General features: G+C 40.3%; 22 protein-coding genes and 1 pseudogene. 10 read left to right on the top strand and 13 right to left on the bottom strand.

Going from position 1 to position 24508, the window contains the following annotated elements:
* Window positions 1-18: 18 nt before the first annotated feature.
* The 7 genes from DFO73_RS22695 to DFO73_RS22665 all read right to left on the bottom strand — a co-directional run bounded on the left by DFO73_RS22695 (window position 19) and on the right by DFO73_RS22665 (window position 6625).
* Entirely contained in the window at window positions 19-1167 is a 1149-nt protein-coding gene (locus DFO73_RS22695; protein ID WP_110066979.1) for an MGDG synthase family glycosyltransferase, read from the bottom strand.
* Window positions 1168-1185: 18 nt separating this feature from the next.
* The gene (locus tag DFO73_RS22690) at window positions 1186-1773 is read right to left on the bottom strand and encodes a DedA family protein (RefSeq protein ID WP_110066978.1); all 588 of its coding nucleotides are present in this window, start codon (window positions 1771-1773) and stop codon (window positions 1186-1188) included.
* A 6-nt stretch (window positions 1774-1779) separates the two neighbouring features.
* Window positions 1780-2574, bottom strand: coding sequence for a polysaccharide deacetylase family protein (locus DFO73_RS22685; protein WP_258309700.1), 795 nt, complete (start codon window positions 2572-2574; stop codon window positions 1780-1782).
* A 93-nt stretch (window positions 2575-2667) separates the two neighbouring features.
* Window positions 2668-3675 (bottom strand): FecCD family ABC transporter permease, encoded by a 1008-nt coding sequence (locus DFO73_RS22680; protein ID WP_110066977.1) that lies wholly within the window; start codon window positions 3673-3675, stop codon window positions 2668-2670.
* Window positions 3672-4679 (bottom strand): FecCD family ABC transporter permease, encoded by a 1008-nt coding sequence (locus DFO73_RS22675; RefSeq protein ID WP_110066976.1) that lies wholly within the window; start codon window positions 4677-4679, stop codon window positions 3672-3674. Before DFO73_RS22675 ends, DFO73_RS22680 begins: the two co-directional genes overlap by 4 nt.
* Window positions 4680-4902: 223 nt before the next feature.
* Window positions 4903-5829 carry an iron-hydroxamate ABC transporter substrate-binding protein gene (locus DFO73_RS22670; RefSeq protein WP_110066975.1) on the bottom strand — a complete coding sequence of 309 codons (927 nt, stop codon included), beginning with the start codon at window positions 5827-5829 and terminating at the stop codon, window positions 4903-4905.
* Window positions 5780-6625, bottom strand: a complete 846-nt coding sequence (locus DFO73_RS22665) for an ABC transporter ATP-binding protein (RefSeq protein ID WP_110066974.1) — start codon at window positions 6623-6625, stop codon at window positions 5780-5782. The genes DFO73_RS22670 and DFO73_RS22665 overlap by 50 nt, the downstream gene beginning before the upstream one ends.
* Before the next feature lie 209 nt (window positions 6626-6834).
* Between DFO73_RS22665 and DFO73_RS22660 the strand changes: the two genes are divergently transcribed.
* Window positions 6835-7884, top strand: a complete 1050-nt coding sequence (locus DFO73_RS22660) for an NAD(P)/FAD-dependent oxidoreductase (RefSeq protein ID WP_110066973.1) — start codon at window positions 6835-6837, stop codon at window positions 7882-7884.
* Window positions 7885-8072: 188 nt separating this feature from the next.
* On the opposite strand, the gene DFO73_RS22655 is transcribed toward DFO73_RS22660, so the two are convergent.
* The 3 genes from DFO73_RS22655 to DFO73_RS22645 form a co-directional block, all read right to left on the bottom strand.
* Window positions 8073-9287 (bottom strand): MFS transporter, encoded by a 1215-nt coding sequence (locus DFO73_RS22655; RefSeq protein WP_110066972.1) that lies wholly within the window; start codon window positions 9285-9287, stop codon window positions 8073-8075.
* Window positions 9288-9434: 147 nt separating this feature from the next.
* Complete coding sequence (locus DFO73_RS22650; RefSeq protein ID WP_110066971.1) at window positions 9435-9656, bottom strand: hypothetical protein; 222 nt, start codon at window positions 9654-9656, stop codon at window positions 9435-9437.
* 400 nt (window positions 9657-10056) lie between these two features.
* Window positions 10057-11790, bottom strand: coding sequence for an ABC transporter ATP-binding protein (locus DFO73_RS22645; protein WP_110066970.1), 1734 nt, complete (start codon window positions 11788-11790; stop codon window positions 10057-10059).
* 319 nt (window positions 11791-12109) lie between these two features.
* Here DFO73_RS22645 and DFO73_RS22640 point away from each other — a divergent pair, with 319 nt between their 5' ends.
* The 5 genes from DFO73_RS22640 to DFO73_RS22620 all read left to right on the top strand — a co-directional run bounded on the left by DFO73_RS22640 (window position 12110) and on the right by DFO73_RS22620 (window position 17125).
* Window positions 12110-13099: an SIS domain-containing protein gene (locus DFO73_RS22640; RefSeq protein ID WP_110066969.1), complete on the top strand. Its 990-nt coding sequence runs from the start codon at window positions 12110-12112 to the stop codon at window positions 13097-13099.
* 70 nt (window positions 13100-13169) lie between these two features.
* Window positions 13170-14456: an ABC transporter substrate-binding protein gene (locus DFO73_RS22635; protein WP_110066968.1), complete on the top strand. Its 1287-nt coding sequence runs from the start codon at window positions 13170-13172 to the stop codon at window positions 14454-14456.
* 68 nt (window positions 14457-14524) lie between these two features.
* A complete protein-coding gene (locus DFO73_RS22630) occupies window positions 14525-15403 on the top strand; it encodes a carbohydrate ABC transporter permease (protein ID WP_110066967.1) in 879 nt (292 codons plus the stop codon).
* Window positions 15404-15449: 46 nt separating this feature from the next.
* Window positions 15450-16289 carry a carbohydrate ABC transporter permease gene (locus tag DFO73_RS22625; protein ID WP_375137344.1) on the top strand — a complete coding sequence of 280 codons (840 nt, stop codon included), beginning with the start codon at window positions 15450-15452 and terminating at the stop codon, window positions 16287-16289.
* Between the two features lie 14 nt (window positions 16290-16303).
* Window positions 16304-17125 carry a PfkB family carbohydrate kinase gene (locus DFO73_RS22620; protein WP_110066965.1) on the top strand — a complete coding sequence of 274 codons (822 nt, stop codon included), beginning with the start codon at window positions 16304-16306 and terminating at the stop codon, window positions 17123-17125.
* A gap of 44 nt (window positions 17126-17169) precedes the next feature.
* On the opposite strand, the gene DFO73_RS22615 is transcribed toward DFO73_RS22620, so the two are convergent.
* Entirely contained in the window at window positions 17170-17898 is a 729-nt protein-coding gene (locus DFO73_RS22615; RefSeq protein ID WP_110066964.1) for a UTRA domain-containing protein, read from the bottom strand.
* A 185-nt stretch (window positions 17899-18083) separates the two neighbouring features.
* On the opposite strand from DFO73_RS22615, the gene DFO73_RS22610 reads away from it, so the two are divergent.
* The 4 genes and pseudogenes from DFO73_RS22610 to DFO73_RS22595 all read left to right on the top strand — a co-directional run.
* On the top strand, window positions 18084-18701 hold the full coding sequence (locus DFO73_RS22610; protein ID WP_181396107.1) for a DUF3298 and DUF4163 domain-containing protein: 618 nt from the start codon (window positions 18084-18086) through the stop codon (window positions 18699-18701).
* Window positions 18702-19253: 552 nt separating this feature from the next.
* Window positions 19254-20183, top strand: coding sequence for an L-lactate dehydrogenase (locus DFO73_RS22605; protein WP_110066963.1), 930 nt, complete (start codon window positions 19254-19256; stop codon window positions 20181-20183).
* Between the two features lie 35 nt (window positions 20184-20218).
* On the top strand, window positions 20219-21790 hold the full coding sequence (locus DFO73_RS22600) for an L-lactate permease (RefSeq protein WP_110066962.1): 1572 nt from the start codon (window positions 20219-20221) through the stop codon (window positions 21788-21790).
* A gap of 14 nt (window positions 21791-21804) precedes the next feature.
* Window positions 21805-21882, top strand: a pseudogene (locus DFO73_RS22595) (23S rRNA (pseudouridine(1915)-N(3))-methyltransferase RlmH); the annotation flags it as partial.
* A gap of 276 nt (window positions 21883-22158) precedes the next feature.
* Here the strand turns inward: DFO73_RS22595 and DFO73_RS22590 are convergent.
* Together DFO73_RS22590 and DFO73_RS22585 are read right to left on the bottom strand one after the other, a co-directional pair.
* Window positions 22159-22641 (bottom strand): hypothetical protein, encoded by a 483-nt coding sequence (locus DFO73_RS22590; protein ID WP_110066961.1) that lies wholly within the window; start codon window positions 22639-22641, stop codon window positions 22159-22161.
* A 372-nt stretch (window positions 22642-23013) separates the two neighbouring features.
* The gene (locus DFO73_RS22585; RefSeq protein WP_110066960.1) at window positions 23014-24468 is read right to left on the bottom strand and encodes an aminotransferase-like domain-containing protein; all 1455 of its coding nucleotides are present in this window, start codon (window positions 24466-24468) and stop codon (window positions 23014-23016) included.
* Window positions 24469-24508: the final 40 nt, after the last annotated feature.

Raw genomic sequence — 24508 nt, 5'->3', positions numbered from 1 at the left:
CCTGGAATCTCCAGGCTGTTAATGATATACCGTAGGAATGGCTTTTAAAGAATGAACTGGCTCAGCACTTTTTCTGCCTTTATTTTTAATTGCAGTGTGTATGGCAGTCTCCAGCGGACAAGTGATTTCTTTCAGATAGGCATCAATGTTTTTCCTTAAAGCAAGAATAGCTGCCTCATCTTTAAGCTGTTTAATCATTTGGTCATTATTGATGACGATAGCCAGCTTCTTTTCCAGCAGAAAATCCATGTTGATTTCCTCCTGCCCTGGAAGGGAAGTGTGAATCAGGATGGGCAGTCTTTTTTGGAGGGCTTCACTTATAGTAACGCCGCCTGGTTTGGTCATGATGGCATCCGCTTCGTCATATAGCTTGTTTAATTCATGAGGATCATGGATATATCCAATAGGTATAATTTGCTCGGAATCCAGCTTTTGAAGTTCCGCGAAGAGTTCTTCATTATTTCCGCAAAGGATCCCGAACTGAATATGAGGAAGTTTTTGCATAGCACCAATTAGATCGAATGAGTTCACTAAACCGCTGTTTCCCCCGGCAACCAGAACATGGCGAATTTGTTCTGCTTTATGAGGTGAGGGGAACTGATACGTTGTGCTTACAGGAATTCCTGTGACAAAAATGTTTTCACCAGGCAGGTGATGCTTCCTTGTTAATTCTTCCTTTGCTTCATGATGGGGAACGAAATGATAGTCAATCCCTTGCTTGCCCCATATATCATTAATAAAAAAATCTGTGTACACATTCACTGCTGTGATATTCTTGTAGCGCCCTTTCTGCTTTAATGAGCTGATGATTCCGGATGGAAAGGAATGAGTGCAGAAGACTAAATCGGGCTTTTCCTCTTCAAGGAACTTCTGCATTTTTCTTTCAAAGTAATAAGATAAAACCTGCAAATCGGGCTGCATTTTAAATGGATGCTGCTTGTACATAATGGTGTAGTATAAAGCCCTGTAAAGGAAAGGCGCTCCGAGAAATCCTTTTAAATAGATTCCGGACACAAGCTTTTCAAGCTTGTCGCTGCAATAGTTTAAAAAGTCGACTACTTTAATGTCTGCATCAGGATATTGTTTCTGGATGTGTTCCTCGATTGTATCGGCAACCTTTAAATGTCCGGTAGGAAATTGGAATAATGGCAGCAGCAGAACCTTCATATTGGCCCTCCTTTCCCTTTACTTAGCTTTATTTTTTACATATTTAAAAAGCATGTAGATTAAGAAGATCGCTAATAACAGTACCCCAAGATAGGGGACGTATTTAGGATTAATGTGAAAGAGGTCTCCAGCAAAATATCCGGCTCCAATAATTGGAACCACCCAGCAAAGAGAGCCCGCCAGTGAATAAAGGAAGTACCGATGAAATGGAACTTTCGTAATTCCTGCAAAATACGGGCTTATTTGGCGTATACCAGGCATATAGAAACCGGCAAAGATCATCAGCCGATGATCGTTTAGGTAGCTTTTCTCGGCCTTTTTCCACCGGTCTTCCGTTATGCCAATATATTTGCCGTATTTTCTCAAAAAAGGCTTTCCTGCATTTTTGCCGATCCAATAAGCAGCAAGCATGCCGAGCAGTACACCCATTTCCGCACTGAAAGCTGACAGTCCAAAGGCAAGCTTATGATTTCCGATTAATACGCCAATCAGAAATAACAGCGATTCCTCGGGAGCGGGTATGCCGACAATCCCGAAAAATAAAAATAAAAAAATGATCCAATAACCATATGATGAAATGAATTCAATAATTGTTTCCGTACCCATTGAAAGTTACTCCCGAGTTCCTTCTTTTAACGTAACAAAGCGTAGTCCTTTTTCTGCTGCCTGCTGCAGATACTCATCCAAATGACGAATCATGTATTCAGGAGCATTGACGTCAGCTCCCAGGGTTTCTCCGCTGTCATGAAGGAGAAAAATCCGCCCTGGTTTTGTTTCTTTTGTTAAAGCTACTGAAAGAGTATTCCGGATATACTTGACCTTCCAATCCTGGAATATTCCTGTCCACATAACAATTTCATAGTTTCTGGCGAGCCAAAGGGAAAATAAATTAAAGTGCCCCCACGGAGGACGGTAGAGAAAGACCTCTTCATTTATCGCCCTTTCGATAATTTGTTTCGTTTGGTTAAGCTGTTTTCTTAACGAGCCGGGACCCAAGATCCAGCTTGAGATATGACGGTAGTGATGGATGCCGATTGCATGGCCTTCAGCATGCATTCTTTTAAGCAGCTCAGGCCTTTGAACAGCTTTTTCCCCGACAACAAAAAAGGTTGCCCTAACATGATGCTTCTTTAAGACATCAAGCAGGAAGGCAGTATACTTCGGATCAGGGCCGTCATCAAAGGTTAGAGCAATGGCATTGGCCTCCGATATTTCTTTCACAATTCCCCAATTTAATGTTCGTATGAGTACAGTGGGGAGAATAGCGTATGTGATAAATAAAATCAAAATGGCTGTTAAAAAATATACCATGGAAACTAGGTCCTTTCCTATGGGTAAGTCACTTACTTTTATTCCCCTTTCCCCTTTTATAGAGAGGATAACCTTAATGTCACAATAGAATGTCATGTAAATGTCCTCTTTTATGGTAAGGAGTACTAAAAAGGAAATCAAGGATAAAAGGCTGCATCCAGGAATGCAGCCTTTCTGATAAAGGAAAAATTATTTTTTTAATAATAAATACATAAAATAAGGAGCTCCAATCAGTGCAACCATGATGCCGGCAGGGAGGCCGTCCGGATCTACGAGGTTTCGGCCAAGCGTGTCGGCGAATAATAGAAGCCATCCTCCTAAAAGAATAGCGATCGGAATGAAAAGCTGATTCCGCGGGCCAACAAGCGCTTTCGCCATGTGCGGCGCAATTAAGCCGATAAAGGCAATTCCGCCGGTTACAGACACAGCGGAAGCTGCCAATGCAACGGCTGTAAGCAGAAGGATGATCCGTTCTTTTTCAATAGATACCCCTATTCCGATGGCGACAGGCTCACTTAGGCTTAATAGATTCAGCCGATTTGCTTTATAAAGAGTAAATGGTATAAGCAAAAGAAGCCATGGGAGGAGTGCCCAGATGAACGGCCAATCTGTTCCCCAGATATTCCCTGATAGCCATTTAGCAATGAAATCAACTTTCTCTCTTTCAGCTGCAGAAATCAGGACAATCATGACACCGGAAAGCGCCATGGAAAATCCGACCCCAACCAGCACCATTTTTACAGGCTGAAGCCCCTCACTTCTTTTATAGGAAAAAGCATAGATCAGAATGGCTGTAATTAATGCACCGAAAAATGCGCATAGCGGCAGCATGTATATAAAAGAGCCAGCTTCGATTGGGAAGAAAAGAAAGAAGACAGCTATAGCAACACCAGCACCAGAATTGATGCCGATAATGCCTGGATCCGCCAGGTCATTGCGGGTTATCCCTTGTAAAATGGCACCTGATAATGCAAGTGCCATGCCGGCCAGGACGGTGATAAATACTCGCGGGAGCCGAATGGAAAATAACACGAATTCTTCTTTAAATGTGCCCTGTCCCAGTATCGTCGGAATTAATCGGTCATATGAAAGGGAGGCATAGCCTAATCCCATTCCAATAACAATGGTAACGATAATAAGTGTTGATAAAACTGCCATTAAAATTCGCTGTTTTTTTACTAACTCTGGCTGGATCATGAGAAAGCCTTACCTCCTTTATGCACGATGAACAGGAAGAAAGGAAGCCCCATTACTGCAATAATAGCCGCAACGGGTGTTTCATAAGGAGCATTAATGGTTCTGCCGAGTGTATCGGCCAGAAGCATAAAAGAAGCTCCTGTGAGTGCGGACATGGGAAGAATATAACGATAATCGGTACCTACAATAGCACGGACAATATGAGGCACCATCAGCCCGATAAAAGCCATATTGCCGACCAGTGCAACGGATGCTCCTGCAAGCAGGGTCACTAAGATGAACAGAATCGTCTTAATCTGAGTGGTATTTTGTCCCAAGCCTACAGCCACTTCCTCATTTAAGCTTAAAATAGTCAGCTGCTTGGACAGAAAAAGAGTAAAAAGAATGCCAAAGGAAATGACTGGAACAATCACCTGCAGCTGGTTCCAGGATGTGCCGATGATTCCGCCAGCAGTCCACATGCTGACATCTTTTGAAATTTTAAAATAGATGCCGACTCCTTCTGCTATTGCAAAAAGGAAGGCAGAAACCGCAGCTCCGGCCAATACGATCCGAATAGGAGAAAAACCTCCTTTTTTCATGGCGCCAATGCCGAAAACCAACCCAGCTCCGACGGCTGCACCGATAAAACAGGCAAACAGAATCCCTATGTAATTTGCTGAGGGAATTAGAACAAGAGTTAATGCAAGTGCAGCATTTGCTCCAGCCGTTAATCCGAGCAGTCCTGGATCAGCAAGAGGATTTCTTGTCATTCCCTGCATAATGGCCCCGGAAATGCTAAGCGCAGCTCCAACGAAAATGGCAGCAATTTCACGAGGCAGACGGATTTCACGAATAATCGAAATTTTTTCTCCGGAAGCATTGGAAGTAAGCGCCAGCCAAACATCTCTGACCGTAACATCCGCTGCCCCAAACACACACGCGGCCACAAACATGCCTGCAAAGATAACAAAGCCTGCGGTGAGTTTAATAAATGGAATGAAGGGTTGAGCATCTTTTGTCATTGTACTCTCATCTTTCTTTATGGGATCAGAACTGCCTTAAACTACGAAATCTGTCTTGCTCCAACAAAGAGGCGGCTCCTTGTGCTTTTTTAATAATATCAGAATTTATATCTTTGTACTTCGATAACTGTCTAGCTCCAGGTCATACCCCCGTGGGCAAGGCGCTAGGGCTTTTCTAAATAGGAAAGAGGAATTCCCAAATATAAGAATCCCTCCTTAAGTATTACTTTCCTAAAAATGATTCTTTAAAGAACTCCAGCTGTGCATCAAGTGTAATTGGATCACTGAAGGAAGCACCATTGCCTTCCATTTCAAAGACGCGATTATTTTTTACAGCAGGGATATTTTTGTACGTATCAGTTTCCTGGAACGAATGGTCAGCTTCAGCGTATTTGCTCAGAACAATGTAATCTCCGGCATACTCTGGAAGGACTTCTGTAGAAATAGCGTAATAGCCATCTTTTAGAGCCATTTCCTTAACTTTTTCAGGCATTTTTAAGTCCATTGCCTGGTACAGGATTTCTGTTCCGCGTGCCCAGTTATCACCAAACACGTAAAGCTGTTTATCAAAAATCTCAAATACAGAAACGGTTGCATCTTCTCCAATTTTTGCACGGATGTCTTCACCAGCTGCTTCAGCACGCTGTTTGAAGTCTGCCACCCATTTTTTTGCTTCTTCTTCTTTATTAAGAAGCTTGCCGATCTCCTCATGCTGTGACAGATAATCTAATTTACCCCATGTATAAGTTACAGTTGGTGCAATTTCCTTAAGTTTATCGTAGTTTTTTACAGTAGATAGCGCAATGATTAAGTCTGGTTCCAATTCAATTATTTTTTCCAGGTTATCTTCGGATACTTCTTCAGCATCTTTCAATTCTTCTTTAAAACGAGGGTTATTCTTGGACCATGTATCCACTCCAACGATATTTACGCCCAACTGCATTACATTTCCTGTAAAGCCGGAAAGGAGGACAACTCGCTTAGGATCAGCAGGGACTTCGACCGGTCCAGTTTCTGACTCATAAGTAAAGGTGCCTGATTTTTTATCTTCTTTAGGTTCAGCTTCTTTGGATTCTCCTTGCTCAGTATTGCCGCAGGCGCTAATAAGCAGAAGCAGCAAGATCGTAAACGGGATCAAAAGTTTCTTCATGTTGATTTTCTCCTTTTAGTAGATTATAAGTTATGCACATTGGCTTGTTTGTACGCGGGTCGCGTCCAATGACTGCATCAATATTGAACACTTTTCTTAGAACGTCATGTGTGATGACTTCTTCATAGCTTCCTGATTTGACAATTTCGCCGTCTTTTAATGCAACAATATGGTCTGCGAAACGGGCTGCCTGATTTAAATCATGTAGGACCATCACAATGGTTCGTTCCTGTTCTTGGTTCAGTTTTTGAAGGAGCTCGAGAACCTCAAGCTGGTGTGCCATATCCAAATAGGTGGTGGGCTCATCAAGGAAAATAATATCTGTTTCCTGTGCCAGAGCCAATGCAATCCACACTCTTTGGCGCTGTCCGCCCGAAAGTGCATCCACTGGTCTGTACTTGAAATCGTTGGTGCCTGTTACTTCAAGCGCCCAGTCAATAACTTCATAGTCTTTTTTTGTTAGTCTTCCAAAGCCTTTTTGATAAGGAAAGCGGCCGTAAGAAACCAGTTCGCCAACCGTTAAACCGCTTGCACTTTCGGGTGTTTGCGGTAGAATCGCCATTTTCTTGGCAAGGACCTTCGTGTTTTCCTTTGAGATGTTCTCGCCATCCAAAATTACGGTCCCCGATTGGTGAGCGATGATCCGGGTAATGGCTTTTAGAAGGGTGGATTTACCGCAGCCATTTGGACCTATAATGGTAGTGATCTTCTTATCAGGGATCTGGACACTAAGGTCTTTCACTATCAAGCGTTCATTATACCCAATGTTCAAGCCATCTGTATAAAGGCGGACCATTATGTAACCTCCGTTTGTCAGAATTATATTTTCAGTGATAATGATTATCAGTGTCGGTTCCTTTTAACTATAAGTCTATCTGTTTTTTATGTCAACAGAATTTCCGAGAAAAGTACTCAGAAAAAATTTCATTGTAAAAGGAGAGAAAAGGTCGTATAGTTGAAGTGAGAATGATAATCAATAGTAATTGGTTATGGGAGTGAACGGAAATGAAAAATGCTGAAGTATTTGATGTTACGGTCATTGGAGGCGGACCCGCCGGGCTTTACTCCACTTTTTACAGCGGCCTAAGAAAAATGAAAACAAAGCTGATTGAGTTTCAACCTATGCTTGGCGGTAAAATTCATGTATATCCGGAGAAGATGATTTGGGATGTAGGCGGCCTGACGCCGACTCCGGGGGCAAAGCTGATCGAACAGCTGGTTGAACAGGGACTAACATTTAATCCAACGGTCGTTCTTAATGAAAAAGTAGAATCCATTGCCAAAAATGAAGATGGTCTATTTGTCTTAAAAGGGTCCTCTGGAGAAGAGCACTATTCCAAAACCGTCATTGTAGCTGTTGGAAGCGGAATTCTAAAGCCCCAGAAACTGAAGATAGAAGGGGCAGAGCGGTTTGAGGTCTCCAATCTGAATTATACAGTCAAATCGCTTAAACATTTTAAAGATAAAACTGTGGTTGTTTCTGGCGGCGGGAATTCTGCAGTAGACTGGGCGAATGAATTGGAGCCCGTTGCGAAACAGGTATATATCACTTGCAGGAGAGATGCTTTGACTGGCCATGAAGCACAGGTTTCGCAGCTGATGAATAGCTCTGTTATCTGCATCAGGAATACGTCCATCACAAAATTAATTGCGGGCGGAAATCATGAGAAAATTGAACAGGTGGAAATGACCAATAACGAAACAGGTGAGGTTTCTTATCTGGCGATTGATGAAGTGGTGATTAACCATGGCTATGAACAGGATACGGAACTCTTAAAGAATAGCAATCTGAACATTGAAATGCTGGAAGAATTCTATATTGCAGGCAATGCGAACAGTGAAACGTCTGTTGAAGGACTATATGCTGCAGGGGATATCCTTAAACATGAGGGAAAACTTCACTTGATTGCCGGGGCATTCCAGGATGCTGCTAATGCAGTAAATAAAGCGAAACAGTACATTGAACCAGATGCTGCGGCAGCAGCGATGGTCTCATCTCATAATGACGTCTTTAAAAAGCGGAACCGGGAATTGGTGAAGCAGCTGGTGCACTAGGGCGAAAATGTTTATGTGCACATAAATTTTTTTATCCGCACATAAAATTGGGTTATGCGCACAGAAAAAAATTTATCGGCACATAAATGAACGCTATCCGCACATAAACTGATATTTACTGAAAAAATGCCTGAAGTTTAGCTGAAATAGAAGCGAAAAACCGGCCCACAACGATGTGAGCCGGTTTTTTACGTGCCTACCTTTTCATTAATATGCATTTCTGTCCGCAGCTGCCTAAATTTAGCAAGGAACGCTGCTGTCATTACTAAGGATAGGATGCCAAAGATAACGACCATCAGCTGCAGGCCGACAGCGTCCAGGAGGAATCCTGTCAGCAGGAGCACAACCTGAAAAATGACACGGTCGAGCATGTTACGGAAAGAGAAGAACCTGCCGTGGAATTCTTTTGGCACTCTTGTTTGAAAAATAGTAGCTGCGGTCGGGAAGAAGCAGCCGACGGCAAAGCCGAATACAAAAAATGCCACTAGTGTTAACACCGGCACATCAGCAAAATAGAGAAGCAGTTGTGATATGCCAATGATAAAGGAGAAGAAAAACAGAATCGTATAGGGAGACCGTTTTTGGCTGATTTGTTTGACGATAAAAGCGCCAAGCATGAAGCCGATTCCTTCTGCTGTATAGATCAATCCTTTAATGGACGAGCTGTCCTGGAGTTCGCTAATGTTGATGACCATCAGGTTAAAGCCGCCAATGAACAGTAAAGGAACCAGGGTTAAAACCAATGTCATAAGTACGATTGGCAGGCCTTTAATGATTGGAAAAACATCCTTAAATCCGCCGCCTCGCTTGGCTGTTCCTTTAGATGAGCCTAGATTCTTGTCCGATTCATCGAAGTTCAGGAACCAGGTCATGGCAAACAGAACGAAATAGGCGACGAGTGAGCCTATATAAAGCATGGATAATGGCAATATCACCAATAGAATCCCTGCTACTGCTGTTCCCAGCACCCGGGATAGGGTGGAGACATTCATATGAATCCCATTCAATTGCAGTAAATCTTTTTCTTCCACTACCAGCGGAATTGCCGCTTGCAGAGCAGGAAAATAGAAGGCAGCGGAAATCTGAAGGAAAACAAGAAAAATAACCATCCACCATACAGAACCGGTCTGGATGGCAATTAACATAAAAATAACGCTCACTGTCCTGGCAAAGCCGGATGCGAGCATAACCGTTTTTTTACTAATCTGGTCTGTAATTCTGCCAGCCCAGGGGCCAACCGCAATTCCGGCAAGCAGTCCGCCAGCCAAAATAATGGACTTTACAAAGTCTGAAGGAACCTTTTCCTGCATAAATTCAAGGTTGCCGATAATCCCAAGCCACAGACCCAGGCCGGCAATAAACTCACCTGTCAGCAGTATCCACACGTTTTTATTTTTCCACATGATAATCCTCTCGTTTATGAAATATTTCGATATTCCAAAGATACTACATATAAAGGAAATAAGGTATCTATTTTTTAGAAAAAGCAGTTCTATAAATAGGATAGAAAGAGAGGGGAAATCGAAGCGTAAAGAAAGAGGCAGCTCTCTCTAATTTTTAAGAGCTTTTTCGATGGCAGCCGCAGCCGATTCAACATCAGGAAAGATTTCCTTCACAAGTGTCTCAACATACGTAACTTCAAAACACTTAGAGCTCTTCTGGTAGCACACAGACAAAAACTGTCTATAATCTTTAGAGAAGGTTTGGGTGATCTGGGTATCACAATAGTATTCTAAAGTTCGCAGCATGTTTTTCGTATGATCTAATGGCATAGTCGGCAGCCTCCTTTTTGAGTGGGCATAACTAACCTTAATTCCATTATAAGGAATAAACCTTCTCTTTTATATGGATAATTTGTCATATTTTATCACAAGATCTAGGTTAAAATAGAAGATGCCGGGAGCCCTATATTGAAGGTATTTGAATAAAATGCTGTAAGAATAAGGAATGGCACATAAAAGTGAAAAGTGGTACTTAAATCATGAAAAGTGCTGCATTTAAATAAAAAGCTGCACGTAAATGCGGAACTGACGGTTGAATGTTAAAATAACAGCCGGATTTTACATGCAATTGAAAGGTTATAGCTGCAGTCCATGAGTTTGGATCGTGTTAGAACATCATTTTATAGTTTGTAAGCTCGTAAAAGGCCAGTCTAAGTTAGACTGGCCCTTTTTATGCAAGCTGCTGCTCGGCAAACTCACGGTATAAACCATGTGATTGCGTTAATTCGTGATGTGTGCCGATGCCTGTGACACTGCCTTTTTCGATAAAAACAATCTTGTCTGCGTCGACAATTGTGGAAAGGCGGTGGGCGATGACGAAGGTTGTCCTGCCTTCCATTAAGCGGGTCAGCGCTTGCTGGACAATGCCTTCTGACTGGCTGTCCAGGCTGGCAGTTGCTTCATCCATCATCAGAATTTTGGGGTCTCGCAAAAAGGCACGCGCGATTGCGATTCGCTGCCTTTGTCCTCCCGAAAGTTTTACACCCCGTTCGCCAACCTCCGTGTCAAGCCCTTTCGGGAAAGCTTCGATAAATTGATCAGCGTAAGCCATTTTTGCGACTTCCCATAAACGCTCATCCGGAATGCTTTTAACATTTTCCAAACCATAGCATAAGTTCTCCCGGATGGTCCCCGCCATCATGGCGCTTTCCTGTGACACATAGCCGATTTGACTGCGCCATGATTTAAGGGATATCTCATGTATCAATGTATCCCCAACCCTGATTTCTCCAGTAGTAGGTTCGTAAAATCGTTCCAGCAATCCAAACAAAGTAGTTTTCCCGCTGCCGCTTGGACCGGCCAGGGCGATCATCTGGCCAGGCTGAGCTTCTAATGTAATGTTTTGGAGTACAGGTTCCTCCTCGCTATAAGAAAAAGAAACATTATCAATGGAAATCGGCTGATTGCTGATTTCCATTTCGATGCCATCCTGACCTTCTTCCAGCGGCTGATCCAAGATCTCGATTATTCGCTCTGTTGCACCTTTGGCTTTTTGCAGCTGGGTAAAGAACATAGCGAACGAGGTGATCGGCATAATGATCTGGAACAAGTAAAGCAGAAAGGCGACGAGAGATCCGGTTGACATCGTTCCGTTCGCCACGCGCATACCGCCATAGGCAATAATCATGACAATGACGCCCATCATGATCAAATACATTGTGGGACCAATTAACGAAAATATCCGTGCTTCTCTTAAACCGAAGCCAAGTAGTTTATCGATGCCGTTCATGCCTTTTTCTTCTTCATTTTGTTCCGCAGTCGAGGACTTCATTAAGCGGATTTCACTGAGCGTTTGTGTGATATGGCCGGTAAAAGTTGCTGTCTCGTCCTGTAGGCCGCGCGATATCTTTGCCATTTTTCGGCCAAGGGGCATCATAATCGCCAATGTAATTGGAACGGAGATGAGCATAAGCAGAGTCATTTTCCAATCCATCACAAGCAATATGACGATAGCACCTATAATGCTTATGATCCCAGTGATAAATTGCGGAAAATGATTGGAGATTAGGTCCCTCACAATGCTTGTATCATTAACAACCCTGCTAACCGTCTGCCCACTGGATTGTTTATCAAAATAACTTACCGGCAGCCGGATCAGCTTGCCCCACATCCGGTTGCGCAGCCGGGCCACTACTTTCTGACCGACATAGCTGAGCAGGTAGATTGAGATTCCACTGATGAGCGCCTGAATGATAAAAGCAGCTCCGATTCCGATAATCAACGGGACACTCAACGACTCGACGGAAAAACCGTCCACCAGGTTTTTGGTCAGCAATGGAACGACAAGGCCGGTCAAAGTAGTGAGAATACTTGCTGTTAACCCAATGATGAGCGCAGCCTTGGGTATTTTTATTGATAGTATGAGAGAAATGAATGGTTTTAGGCTGGTTTGCTGCTTTTCCATTTGGGGTGCTCCTGTCTATGGTCCTTTTTGAGTTTCATTTATTATCAATTGAATTATACATTATTAACCATACCTATAACCATTCTGGAATAAGGAGCTAACAACACAGAGAAGCTCAATATTATTTCATTCGACACCAGCTTAAGAATTATGTCGTTATTTGTATTTAAAATATTCAGAAAAGTGTATTGACTACTAAAACAACAGAGGATATTATATAAACAAATATAACAATATATAACGTATTATAAAGTTGTGTATTGTTTTGAGGAGGGTAGAGGTTATTTTTTTATAAAAAAATCAAGGAGGCAGTTCATTTATGACGACTGAATTAGTAGTAGATGTTAAAAATCAAATTAAACATGCGCTTGAGGAAGTACGAAAGAAAAATATAAAAAATGTTTTCTTTGTTGCTTGCGGAGGTTCATCTGCACTTATGTATCCGAGTAAATATGCGATCGACCGGGAAGCCCAAAAAATCGATGCTCACTTATATAGCTCTAATGAATTTATTCATCGCAATCATTCTAAACTAGGCCAAAGTTCTTTAGTTATCCTGTGCTCTCATTCTGGAACAACCCCTGAAACAGTGGAAGCTGCTAAGTTTGCAAGAAGTAAAGGGGCCTTGGCTGTTTCTTTAACCAACGAGCCTGGTTCTCCATTGGCTCATGCTTCTGATGTTGTTCTTAAATATGAGTGGGGACAAGACGCGAATGCTTTCACTACTAACTACTCTGTTATCTATCAGCTGGTCTTTGGAGTTCTTAAAGAGGTGGAAGGAAATAGCAAGTTTGAGGTAATTGAGAAGAGTCTCGAAAACTTGCAATCAGTATATGAAAAAGCGGCTTCACAATCGCATGACTCTGCTGTAGAATTTGGAAAACAGTATAAAGATGAGAAGGTTATTTATACGATGGCAAGCGGTGCGAACTATGGAGTTGCCTATTCATTTGCCATTTGTATCTTAATGGAAATGCAATGGATTCATTCCCATGCCATCCACGCTGGTGAATACTTCCATGGCCCGTTTGAGATCATTGACGAAGATACACCATTTATCATTCTTCTTGGACTGGATGAAACAAGATTCTTGGAAGAGAGAGCATTAGATTTCTCTAAGAAATATGGAAAAAAGCTAGTAGTACTAGATGCTGAAGATTTTGATTTTTCTGGAATTGAAGAGGAAGCTAGAGGCTATATTGCTCCGCTTGTTCTGAATTTTGTTTTAAGAAAGTATGCGGACAATTTGGCAGAGCAGCGTAACCATCCATTGTCCAAACGCAGATATATGTGGAAGGTAGAATACTAAGATAATAGAGTGGAAAAGTGATGCGGTCACTTTTCCACTGCTTTCACTCAATTATTTAGGGGGCAAAATGATGAAAAGGTTAGCAATTGCAGGTATTCTTACAGTTTTACTCCTTTCTTTAATAACTGGCTGTAATTCTTCTGCCGGTACATCTTCCAATAGTGATAGTGATACTATTGAACTCCGTTTTTTCCATCGTTGGCCTACTGAACCTAAAAAGCAGTATTTTGAAAAAGCCGTTAAGGAATTTGAAGAGCTTCATCCAAATATTAAGATTAAGACAGAAGCGGTTTTGAATGATTCATATAAAGAAAAGATTAGAGTTGTTTTAGGATCGAAGAATCCACCTGATGTTTATTTCTCCTGGAGCGGCGAATTCGCTTATAACTTTGTCCGTGCAGACCAAGCACTTGATTTAACAGATTATATTAACAGTGATACAGAGTGGTCAGGGGAAATTATCGAATCCCAATTCAAACCATTTACATTGGATGGAAAAACATATGGCATTCCTTGGTCAACGGACGGAAAAGCTTTCTTCTATAATAAAAAGATATTTAAAGATTTAAATCTTGAACCCCCTTCTACCTGGAGTGAACTTATTGAGGTTTCAGAAAAAATTAAAGAAGCCGGCATTACTCCTATTACTTTTGGAAGCAAGGCACCTTGGACGATTTCCCATTATATTGGATCTCTGAATGAACTGATTGTTCCGGAAGATGTCATTGCCAAGGATTATGATCCGAACAATCCTGAAGGTGATTTTTCACATCCTGGTTACGTTACGGCTTTGGAAAAGTTCATGGAACTTGAACCTTATTTCAATAAAGGTGTAAATTCGGTGGACCATCAATACTCCCGTGAGCTATTTAATGGAGGGAAAGCAGCAATGGGTTATTTCCAATTAGCTGAAATTGGATTAATTGAACCATCTTTAGGAGAGGATTTAGGGGTCTTTAATACACCTGGCATTGAGGGCGGTGAAGGCAATCCTAATTCAATCACTGCAGCACCAGAGGGAATTATGATTTCTTCTAAAACAAAACACCCTGAAGAGGCAATGGAGTTCATAAAGTTCTTAACTTCAAAGGAAAAGGGCACCGAACAGCTCAAAGAAGTTAGTGAATATAGCGCAGTGAAAGGGACAACAACTACAGAAAATGCCTCCAAATTACAGGAAGAAGCCATTGATTTAATTGTCAATGCAGAGAAAACCTATCTTTGGTTTGACACAGCTGTTGATATCTCTATTGTTGATGCATATCTGAATGGCACACAGCAAATGCTGGATGGAAAGAAAACGCCAAAAGAAGTGATGTCAGATGTACAAGCAGCAGCAAAAAAGGTCAAAAAATAGTAAATAATATATAGAGGAAGAGGAGGCTGGTTTTTGGCCTCCCCTTTTAAAAGAAAGAGGTGGTCAATATGCTTAGCCGAAAAGTTGTTCCCATTTTATATATTGCCCCTTGTTTACTGTTAATGGGGGTTTTTGTTTATTATCCCATTATAGAAAACTTTCGATTTAGCTTTTATGAATTCTCGGCATTTTCTCCTGATAAAGTTTTTGTTGGCTTTGAAAACTTCCTTACTCTTTTTCAAGATGAGGTTTTTTATATAGCTTTGAAAAATAATATCTGGTATGCAGTCATATCCATTATATTCCAAGTGTTTGGAGGACTCGTATTAGCAGCAATTCTGGAAGATCCTGTTACGAGGTTTGTAAGCAGTTTTTTCCGGACTGTATTCTTCCTTCCTGTTGTCATTTCCATAACAGTCATAGCCTTATTATTCAGTTTTATCTACAATCCTGATATTGGTTTATTAAATAGTCTGCTGACTCTATTAGGTCTTGAAGAATGGACAAGAGCTTGGCTGGGGGAATCGGAAACAGCTATATTCGCGGTTATTGCCGTATCTCAGTGGCAAAGTGTTGGGTATATCATGATGCTATTTATTATTGCGATCCAGGCGATCCCAAAGGAATTATATGAAGCTGCAGAAATTGACGGAGCAGGGAAGATACGTAAATTTATCTATGTAACAGTTCCGCAAGTAAAAGAAATGCTATTTGTTGCTACCTTAATCACTTTAACTGGAGCTTTCACAGTATTTAATGAACCATATATTTTAACTGGAGGAGGACCTGGAAATGCAAGTGAGGTTTTAGGGACACTTCTCTATAATTCAGCTTTCTTCAAGGATCAAATGGGTTATGCGTCGGCTATCGCAACAGTCATTCTTATTCTTACATTACTTGTCTCGCTGACGCAGATGAAACTATTTAAAACAGGGAAGGATGGTTAGGTTGGAGACAAATAGAGTAATTGCTCAACAGGAGTTTAATCCCGTTATTAAGAAACCCTTTAGATATAAATCTGCAGTTCAAGGTATTCCTTTATTCTCTATCCTAATCTTCTATTTCATCATAATCGCTTACCCGTTATTTTGGATGGTTATCAACTCATTTAAAACAACGGAAGAAATTTTCGCCAACAGCTGGGCATTGCCGCAAAACTGGCTTGTTTCTAACTACGCCCATGCATGGGAGACAGGAATATCTGGTTACTTTTTAAATAGTACAATTGTTACTATATCCACCTGCTTGCTGACTGTTTTCCTCAGCGCGCTTGGAGCGTACGGGTTAACCCGTTTTGAATTTAAAGGAAAGAACACATTGCTTATAATCTGTATGGCAGGAATGATGCTCTCACCGCAGGTAAGTCTTGTGCCTTTGTACAAGCTTATCCAGGCATTAGGAATTCATGATACCTACCTGGCATTGATTCTTCCTTATGTGGCATATCGAATTCCCATCACCATCCTTCTGATTCGGGCCGCCTTTCTTGATGTTCCAAAGGAATTAGAGGAATCAGCCTTTTTAGATGGCTGCAATACATGGACGGTTTTTACAAAAATCTTTATTCCGCTTAATTTGCCCATTTTGTTAACAGGCGTGGTTTTGACAGCCTATTTTACTTGGAATGAATTTATGTTTGCTTTAATTTTTGTTGATTCGGAGGCATTGAAAACAATACCTGCTGGGTTAATGCAATTCCGTGATGCCCTGCAGACAAACTGGGGTGTCTTATTGGCTGGACTAATGATTTCTGCGGCACCAATTATTATTCTGTTTTTATTTATGCAGAAATATTTTATCCGCGGTCCTGCTTCAGGAAGTGTAAAAGGTTAGGAGGAACAGAAAAAATGAGATTAATTGCTATAGGAGATAACGTGGTAGATGTATATAAAGATCGAAACGAAATGTTTCCTGGAGGGAATGCTCTGAATGTAGCTGTTTTATCAAAACAGTATGGAGCTGAGGAAACTGCTTTTATCGGGATTGTAGGAAACGACGCTGAAGGGGATCATATTATAAACTCCTTAAAGTTGAGTAATGTAGATATCAGCAAAATTCGCAAAGCGTATGGAGAAAGCGGCAAAGCATATGTGGACCTTAATGAAGAAGGAGACAGAATTTTTGTTTCATCCAATAAGGGCGGTATTCAATCAAAACTGAAGCTAAAACTGGCAGAAGATGATTATGATTATATAAGAAAATATGATGTGCTTCATACTAGTATCTATAGCAGTTTGGATGATCAATTAGAGAAGCTTTCTGGGGCCATTAGCATCTCGTATGATTTCTCAAATCACTTTACTGAAGAGATTATGAGCAAAGTGTGCCCCCATATCACTTTTGCATTTATTTCAGGCAGTGAATATAGTGACAAGGAGATTGAGAAGTTGATGACAAAAATTCATAAACTTGGATGTCCCAATGTTGTAATAACAAGAGGCTCAAAAGGTGTCATGATGTCTGATGGGGTAAATCAGTACCGGCAGGATATTGAAGAGGCAAGCGTTATTGATACACTTGGGGCAGGGGATTCGTTTATAGCGGGCTTTTTAACACATCATATAAATGGGAAGCCGCTGGCAGAATCTTTGCAGATAGCTGCATTTAGAGCAGCAAGAACGTGTGAAATCCATGGTGCGTTTGGACTAGGAAAAGCTTTAGTAGGATAAAAAAAGAATGGAACCAGCTAAAGTTTAAAAGCTGGTTCCATTTTTTATGTTGAGATGGTAAAGGCGATATGAGTAGTTGGAACTTTTGTAATGGAGATATGAATAGGGATTCCTTTTTCATCATAGACCGTTTTATCAATATTAAAAAGTATATCTCCCATATCACAGTCCAGGTATTCCGCTTCTTTTTCGGTAGCCGGTACGGCTGTTAGGATCTTTTTTGATGAACTTGCCTGCATATCAACATGATAAACATTTTTTAGGACATCATAGGTTGAATCGTAATCAAAAATCCTTTTTAGCAAGTTCGGAAACCTTTCAAGAGAGTAGTGCGCAACATCAATAGAAAAAGGCTCATTATCAAAATACATGATTCGTGAAAGTTTTAATACAGAAGAATCGACCTTTAATTGAAGAGCTTTCGCTATCTCCTTTGTCGCTTTAATTTCTTCGCAGCCTAATACCTTTTTTGAGGATTTTCTCCCCAGTTGTTTACTGAAATTAGAAAAGCCATCGATGGTGACTAATTCTCTGGCAAGCTTTCTTATGCACACAAAGGTGCCTTTTCCTTGTTTCCTTTCTAATAAACCTGCTTCCACTAATTCCTGAATCGCTCTTCTTACCGTTATTCGGCTGACTCCATATATCTCACAAAGCTCCCCTTCATTGGGAATCTTCTTGCCTGGAAGGTACACTTCCTTTTCAATAGCATCCTTTATATTGTGGATTAGCTGTTCGTACAATGGCCTTGAACTTGAATTATTTAATTTCATAAAGGCTCCTCCATACTTATATCGTTATATAATATTATATAACAAAATTGCTTTAAGAGTATAGGTTAAATGAGTAAAAATTTGTAAATATTCAGATGGTTACATAATAAAAGCCCAGTCCTTTTGTTACCATCTTTACAGAAATGAATAAGATAGGTAAAAAACCCAATAAAGGATGGATAGCCATGGCGATTAATTTTCCTGTAGGCATTAAAACGGTGAAAACCAGCACCGGGCCGACTAAAGTGGTCTATTACCCCCGTGTGACCGGGATGCAAAATAAGCAGCTGCAGCATTTTATTAACAGTACGATCGTTAGGGAGAACCAGGAGCTCATTAACGATCAAACAGGAAATATGGATACGACTGTGGTGGATTTGTACGGATATTATGAGATAAAAAATAATCAGCGTAATGTATTGAGCCTGTCCCTATCCAACTATGTGTATCACTATCATGCTGCACATGGGATGACCGTTATAAAATCTCTGACGTTTGATCTGCAGAAGGGGAAGCTGGTGGCGCTGAAAGATTTATTTAAACCGGGAAGTGACTATGTAAAACGAATAGCAGAGCTGATTAAGGTGCAGATAAAGGAGCGTAACATACCGCTGCTTGTTGATTTTACTGCTATCAAGCCGGACCAGGACTTTTACATTGCAGACAAAGCGCTGGTCGTCTATTTCCAGCTCTATGAAATCACGCCATATGCTTATGGATTCCCGATGTTCCCGATATCAGTTTATGACTTGCAGGATATTATTGATGAGAATGGACCGTTGGGGAGGATGGCTATGAATTGATGGTTGGAGGGAGGGTGCTGCTGAGGTGGCGTCCTTTTCGCTCTTTATATGAAAAAGCAGCTATTGATTCTTAGTAATATTTTTTAGCGAAGACTTTTTTACATATAAGGGTTTTTTAACGGTTATTATCATTACCAGAGCTTTAAGTAAGACACCGAAAAATAGCCAGCAAGTTTATTTGAAGGCAGACGGAGTGAGCGGGATCTTTGATCCTGGTTTATGATGAAATTATGTTGTACATCGATAAAGTTTTCCCATCAAACAGTCAGCCAATCAAGATAGTATTTCATAAACTGTTTTCAAACAATGTTAAACTTTTTACAAAAAGAAGTTTAAGAAAAGACTTGCGCAAAATCAAAAGACTTGGTATATTATTTTTGTGAACAATTTCACAAATAACTATTCTAATATTTTTTAAAGTTATATGTGAAATTATTCACATATAATGAATGAATCAAATTAGCTACAAGAAGTATTGTAAAAAGAATTTTTTTACGCAAATATGTGAAATATTTCACAAATATAAGAATAGAGATACTGGGGGAAATCATAATGAATATAACATTAGGAAATAAAATTGTATTAGTAGGGAACGGAGCTGTTGGATCAAGCTATGCTTATGCGTTATTAAATCAGGGTCTATGTGATGAGCTAATCATTGTAGATTTAAATGAAGAGAAAGCAAAAGGGGATGTCATGGATTTAAACCACGGCATTGCCTATGCTCCAACAGCTATGAGTATAAGGTATGGCTCATATGAGGATTGTAAGGATGCTGCTCTTGTTGTTATCTGTGCAGGTGCAGCACAAAAGCCTGGAGAAACCCGACTTGATCTGGTGAATAAAAATGTTAAAATTTTCAAATCCATTGTAGAGAGCATTATGGACTCTGGATTTAATGGCATTTTCTTAGTTGCAACAAATCCAGTCGATATTTTATCATATGTAACCTGGAAATTCTCCGGCCTGCCTAAAGAAAGAGTAATTGGTTCCGGAACCATTTTGGATTCTGCACGATTCCGATATTTATTAGGGGAAGAATTTGATACTGCAGCTGTAAGTGTCCATGGGTATATTATTGGTGAACATGGTGACACACAATTCCCGGTATGGAGTTTCGCCAATATTGCCGGAACACCAGTGGCGGAAAGGTTAACAGAAGAAAGAAAAGAAGAGATAGCTGTCAAAGTTCGTGATGCTGCGTATGAAATCATTCATGCAAAAGGTGCAACCTATTATGGTATTGCTATGGGGCTAGTCAGAATAACAAAAGCCATTTTAAGAAATGAAAATGTTGTATTGCCAGTTGGAGCACTGTTAGAGGGAGAATATGGCCATCATGATGTTTTTGTAGGGATTCCATCTGTGATTACAAGAAACGGTGTAAAGAATATTGTTGAACTGTCACTGACTGAGGTTGAAAAAAAGAAGCTTGCTAAATCTGTTCAAACCTTAAAAGACATTCAAAATTCAGCGATATAACGAGTTAGCATCTTTGATCCAAAGGGGCAGATATTATGTTAGTGGAAACATTCAATCCTTTCAATAACCTTGCTGTTTCAGCATTAGTGGCAGCAATACCGATTCTGTTATTCCTGATATGCTTAACAGTATTAAGAATGAAGGGCATCCATGCGGCACTTTTGAATTTAGCGGTTACTTTTTTAATCGCGCTTACGATATTTAAATTGCCTTTCGGTGAATCGGCGGGGAGTATTATTCAAGGTACGGCAGCAGGAATTTGGCCGATTGGCTGGATTATTGTCATGGCTGTATGGCTATATAAAATCTCCGTTGCATCAGGTAAGTTTGATATTTTGCGTGGTAGCATTGTTGGGATTTCCCAGGACCAGCGCATCCAATTTTTGCTGATAGGATTTAGTTTTAATGCATTTCTGGAAGGTGCCGCTGGGTTTGGTGTACCGATTGCCATTTGTGCAGTACTTTTAGTTTCATTAGGCTTCAAGCCTTTACAGGCAGCGATGCTCTGTTTAATAGCAAACGGCGCTTCAGGAGCTTTTGGTGCGATCGGAATACCGGTTGGAATTGTCGATACATTTGGCATTCCAGGAGTTTCTTCCATGGATGTATCAATGATGACTGCCCTGACCCTGCCGATTATTAATTTTACCATTCCATTTTTATTAATTTGGCTAATCGATGGGTTTAAAGGAATTAAGGAAATTTTCCCGGCAATTCTAATCACAGCTGGTGTGTATACCGTTACACAAGCAATCATTACAGTATTTATAGGACCGGAGCTTGCTGATATTATCCCTCCATTATTAGCAATGGGCTTATTAGCTTTATTCCTGAAAAAGTGGAGACCAGCGAACATCTTTTTGCTCAATGGGCAAGAGTGCACTTTTGAACAGCATTCATTAGGAGAAATTGTTAAGGCATGGTCACCTTTTTATCTATTGACCATATTTATCTTAATTTGGAGTTTCCCGGCATTTAAAGGTCTTTTTGCTGAAGGGGGCTTGCTTGAGTTCACTGTCATCAATTTAGGGATACCCGGATCTTCTCTTAGTGTGAGCATCAGTTTAATTGGTGCAACAGGCACAGCTATTTTATTAGCCGGATTAACGACAATAGCAACGACAAAAGCTATAAATATGGGTGAAGGATTCACTCTTTTCAAAAAGACTGTTTCAGAGTTCTGGATTCCAATTATTATGATTTGTGCCATTATAGGTATATCAAAGCTCATGACTTACGGAGGAATGACGGTAACTCTCGGCGAAGCCGTTGCAAGGACTGGAAATATATTCCCGTTGCTTTCACCGGTTTTAGGCTGGATTGGGGTATTCATGACAGGATCAGTAGTGAACAATAACACTCTATTTGCTCCAATCCAAGCGACTGCGGGCAATATTATAGGAACCAATTCTTCCTTATTGCTTTCTGCCAATACGGCTGGAGGAGTTATGGCAAAGCTAATATCTCCTCAGTCAATCGCCATTGCAACAGCAGCTGTTGGTGAGACAGGAAAAGAAGCCGATTTAACGAAAATGACATTAAAATATAGCTTTGGATTACTGGTTTTTGTATGTATTTGGACATTTATATTGTCATTTTTCTTCTAGCATTTCTATAAGGACAGGCACTTTTGCTAATACTTTTGGAACAGGTTTATAGGGCGTTTCGGATTAGTCGGGGTGAACCGTATCATAAATAGAGGCATAAGCAAGGAGTATCATTTGATTCAGAGGAGAATCCTTGTGGTAAATGCAATGATTATCACAGCTGCGGCCATCTTCGCAAAAAAAAGGCCTGGCAAGGTGCAGGCCAACCAATGAAGAATGTAACGGAATCTACTGCTTCGTACAGTCTGTGGAGCAAGGTTATCGCTATTGTGAAGTCAACGTAGACAAGTCTTCGATTCGGAAATCTCCATGTTTTCGGTTACTTCGCTTTCCTTCTCCAATGAAGGGGACGTCAAGTCAGTTCTTGGTCATTTATGAGTTTCGCTTTCAGGTTGTTTGAACACTTCGTCCTGCCACAGTTGATACAGATAGATGATAAGCGCAAAACCGACCATCATAGCAACAATAGCTATTGTAGGCAAAGTCGATTCACTCGAAACAAACCCCATCTGTTGCCATACCGGGTAAACGATGTACATAAATAACCCATCCAAAAGTATATTGACAGTCAAATACATCCAAAATTTCCCGAAAGTAAAGCGGAATACCCAGATAACTATAACTAAATATGCTCCATACACCCAAGGAACCGGGACGACTTTATCCCACCCGAACAGACTGGAACCTGTCTCTTTCCACCATCCGTAATGGTAAGCTGCTTGATATGCCAAGGTATGAATAACGGTCATAAATAGAGCGACCGGCATGTACCTGCGTACAGTATCCATTTTTAAAAAAAACAAGGACGCCCAAGGCAATATCAAGAGTGACCAGAGAATAATCTGTTTCATGTCATTAATACCCCACATTAGTTTTATGCGTAGTGTTACTCTCGGTTCATATATTTATTCGATAAAAGTAATTGCACACCGACTTGGTTAAGCAGAATAACATTCCAATTAGGACTAATGTTTGCGGTGGCTACCATTTAGAGGGTTTTATCTCATTCTTTATATACCATTTAAGATTGGTGTTTCTATTTAAATGCTGATATATACTTTATGGCCAAATAGAAATTTGTGTTTACATACATTACGGGGAACCTTATCACAAATAGTGGTAAAACAAAAGGTTGAACTTGTCCTAGATAAGGAGTTATTATATAGACTTTTATAAAAATAAGGATACCGTACTTCATTTTTTACGGTATCCTCCATGAAAATTTAATTCATAGAAGAATTTTTAATAAGTTGTGCTAAATAAACCAGCCCCTTTTCTAATTGTTCCATTGAAGCATACGAATAGGAAATACGAAGGTGCTGATAATCATTATTATCATACACACTTCCCGGATTTAATAAAATTCCTTCTCGAAGGGCTACGTCAAATAGTTTTCGGGTGGAAACAACTGTTAGTAATTTAAGCCAGATATAAAAGCCACCTTTTGGGGTGTTCCATGTTGCTATCTCAGAAAAATATTTCTTTAAAATTTGAATAGTGAAATCCCTTCTGAATCTTAATTCCTCTTTTGTTTCCTTTAAGAAATCCTCATACATACCACTACAAAGCCACTTGTCTACAGCATATTGTGATAAGGAACTTGAGCCATAATCTGTTTGCATCTTTATATCTGCCAAACGTTCAATGACAGGTTCGGGTCCCACAAGCCAACCAATTCGTAACCCGGGGCTCAATGTTTTGGACACACTTCCTATATACAGGACATTCCCTTGTGTGTCATTGGCTTTCAAAGGCTTTGGTGGAGGGTTTTCAAACCATAGATCTCCATAAACATCATCCTCAATTATAGGCATAGATGCCTTTTGGCAGACCTCTATTATTTCAATTCGCCTTCTTTCAGACATCAATGTGCCTGTTGGATTGTGAAAAGTGGGTATCGTATAGAGTAATGCCGCATGATGTTGTCGCTTCATACGTCCAATTGAGTCACATTTAATTCCTTCTTTGTCAAGTGGTATACCCAATAAATTCATTCCAGCCGATTGGAATACGTGTACTGAGTTCAAATATGAAGGTGTTTCATGAAGAATAGTTGATCCTCTATTTAATAATCCAATTGATATCAATTGCAGTGCTTGAAGTCCTCCGGAAACAATTAAAATCGATTCGGGTGATGCTTTAATTCCTTTTGTTCTTAAATAGGCACTAACCGTTTTACGTAAAGATAGACTTCCTTTAGGCTCCATGTATCCAAGCGATAAAGACTGTTCATTATCTATTTGTAGTATTTGCCCCATTTTTTTGTTGGGTAACAAGTCTGGTGAAAGTTCTCCTGTTCCAAGCCTAATCATATTAGGGTCTGCTTCGGCTTTATTAATTTCTTGAATTATCGTTATATTTGGTTTATGAATACCGGATTTTACATAACTAATCCAATCTGGAGGAGGAGTTGAAGCAAGCAGGCTCCATGTATTGTTAATCACCCTAGTACCGCTCCCAACCTTAGATTCAATTAGTCCATCGGCAGCCAGTTCTTCAAGTGCAATTACAATTGTACTGCGATTTACTTGAAATAGTTTTGCTAAATTTCTTTGTGGTGGTATTTTAGTACCTATTGTCCATTCACCGTTCATTATTTTCTTTTTCATAAAATCAGATATTTGCAGATGTAAAGGAACGGATGAATTTTTTTGTGGCTTCCACTCTAATTCAGACATAGGCTATCTCCAATCATTTTTTTAAATTATAACAAAATGG

This window comes from Cytobacillus oceanisediminis (assembly GCF_003182355.1).
Lineage (GTDB): Bacteria > Bacillota > Bacilli > Bacillales > Cytobacillaceae > Cytobacillus > Cytobacillus oceanisediminis_A.
The sequence above is the reverse complement of the archived record's forward strand: the minus strand, read 5'-3'. Positions and strand labels throughout refer to the sequence as shown.

What these genes read in the sequence shown, in the direction of transcription:
- DFO73_RS22695 (WP_110066979.1), bottom strand. Translation starts at nt 1,167, where the DNA reads ATGAAGGTTCTGCTGCTGCCATTATTCCAATTTCCTACCGGACATTTA.
- DFO73_RS22690 (WP_110066978.1), bottom strand. Translation starts at nt 1,773, where the DNA reads ATGGGTACGGAAACAATTATTGAATTCATTTCATCATATGGTTATTGG.
- DFO73_RS22685 (WP_258309700.1), bottom strand. Translation starts at nt 2,574, where the DNA reads ATGACATTCTATTGTGACATTAAGGTTATCCTCTCTATAAAAGGGGAA.
- DFO73_RS22680 (WP_110066977.1), bottom strand. Translation starts at nt 3,675, where the DNA reads ATGATCCAGCCAGAGTTAGTAAAAAAACAGCGAATTTTAATGGCAGTT.
- DFO73_RS22675 (WP_110066976.1), bottom strand. Translation starts at nt 4,679, where the DNA reads ATGACAAAAGATGCTCAACCCTTCATTCCATTTATTAAACTCACCGCA.
- DFO73_RS22670 (WP_110066975.1), bottom strand. Translation starts at nt 5,829, where the DNA reads ATGAAGAAACTTTTGATCCCGTTTACGATCTTGCTGCTTCTGCTTATT.
- DFO73_RS22665 (WP_110066974.1), bottom strand. Translation starts at nt 6,625, where the DNA reads ATGGTCCGCCTTTATACAGATGGCTTGAACATTGGGTATAATGAACGC.
- DFO73_RS22660 (WP_110066973.1), top strand. Translation starts at nt 6,835, where the DNA reads ATGAAAAATGCTGAAGTATTTGATGTTACGGTCATTGGAGGCGGACCC.
- DFO73_RS22655 (WP_110066972.1), bottom strand. Translation starts at nt 9,287, where the DNA reads ATGTGGAAAAATAAAAACGTGTGGATACTGCTGACAGGTGAGTTTATT.
- DFO73_RS22650 (WP_110066971.1), bottom strand. Translation starts at nt 9,656, where the DNA reads ATGCCATTAGATCATACGAAAAACATGCTGCGAACTTTAGAATACTAT.
- DFO73_RS22645 (WP_110066970.1), bottom strand. Translation starts at nt 11,790, where the DNA reads ATGGAAAAGCAGCAAACCAGCCTAAAACCATTCATTTCTCTCATACTA.
- DFO73_RS22640 (WP_110066969.1), top strand. Translation starts at nt 12,110, where the DNA reads ATGACGACTGAATTAGTAGTAGATGTTAAAAATCAAATTAAACATGCG.
- DFO73_RS22635 (WP_110066968.1), top strand. Translation starts at nt 13,170, where the DNA reads ATGAAAAGGTTAGCAATTGCAGGTATTCTTACAGTTTTACTCCTTTCT.
- DFO73_RS22630 (WP_110066967.1), top strand. Translation starts at nt 14,525, where the DNA reads ATGCTTAGCCGAAAAGTTGTTCCCATTTTATATATTGCCCCTTGTTTA.
- DFO73_RS22620 (WP_110066965.1), top strand. Translation starts at nt 16,304, where the DNA reads ATGAGATTAATTGCTATAGGAGATAACGTGGTAGATGTATATAAAGAT.
- DFO73_RS22615 (WP_110066964.1), bottom strand. Translation starts at nt 17,898, where the DNA reads ATGAAATTAAATAATTCAAGTTCAAGGCCATTGTACGAACAGCTAATC.
- DFO73_RS22610 (WP_181396107.1), top strand. Translation starts at nt 18,084, where the DNA reads ATGGCGATTAATTTTCCTGTAGGCATTAAAACGGTGAAAACCAGCACC.
- DFO73_RS22605 (WP_110066963.1), top strand. Translation starts at nt 19,254, where the DNA reads ATGAATATAACATTAGGAAATAAAATTGTATTAGTAGGGAACGGAGCT.
- DFO73_RS22600 (WP_110066962.1), top strand. Translation starts at nt 20,219, where the DNA reads ATGTTAGTGGAAACATTCAATCCTTTCAATAACCTTGCTGTTTCAGCA.
- DFO73_RS22590 (WP_110066961.1), bottom strand. Translation starts at nt 22,641, where the DNA reads ATGAAACAGATTATTCTCTGGTCACTCTTGATATTGCCTTGGGCGTCC.
- DFO73_RS22585 (WP_110066960.1), bottom strand. Translation starts at nt 24,468, where the DNA reads ATGTCTGAATTAGAGTGGAAGCCACAAAAAAATTCATCCGTTCCTTTA.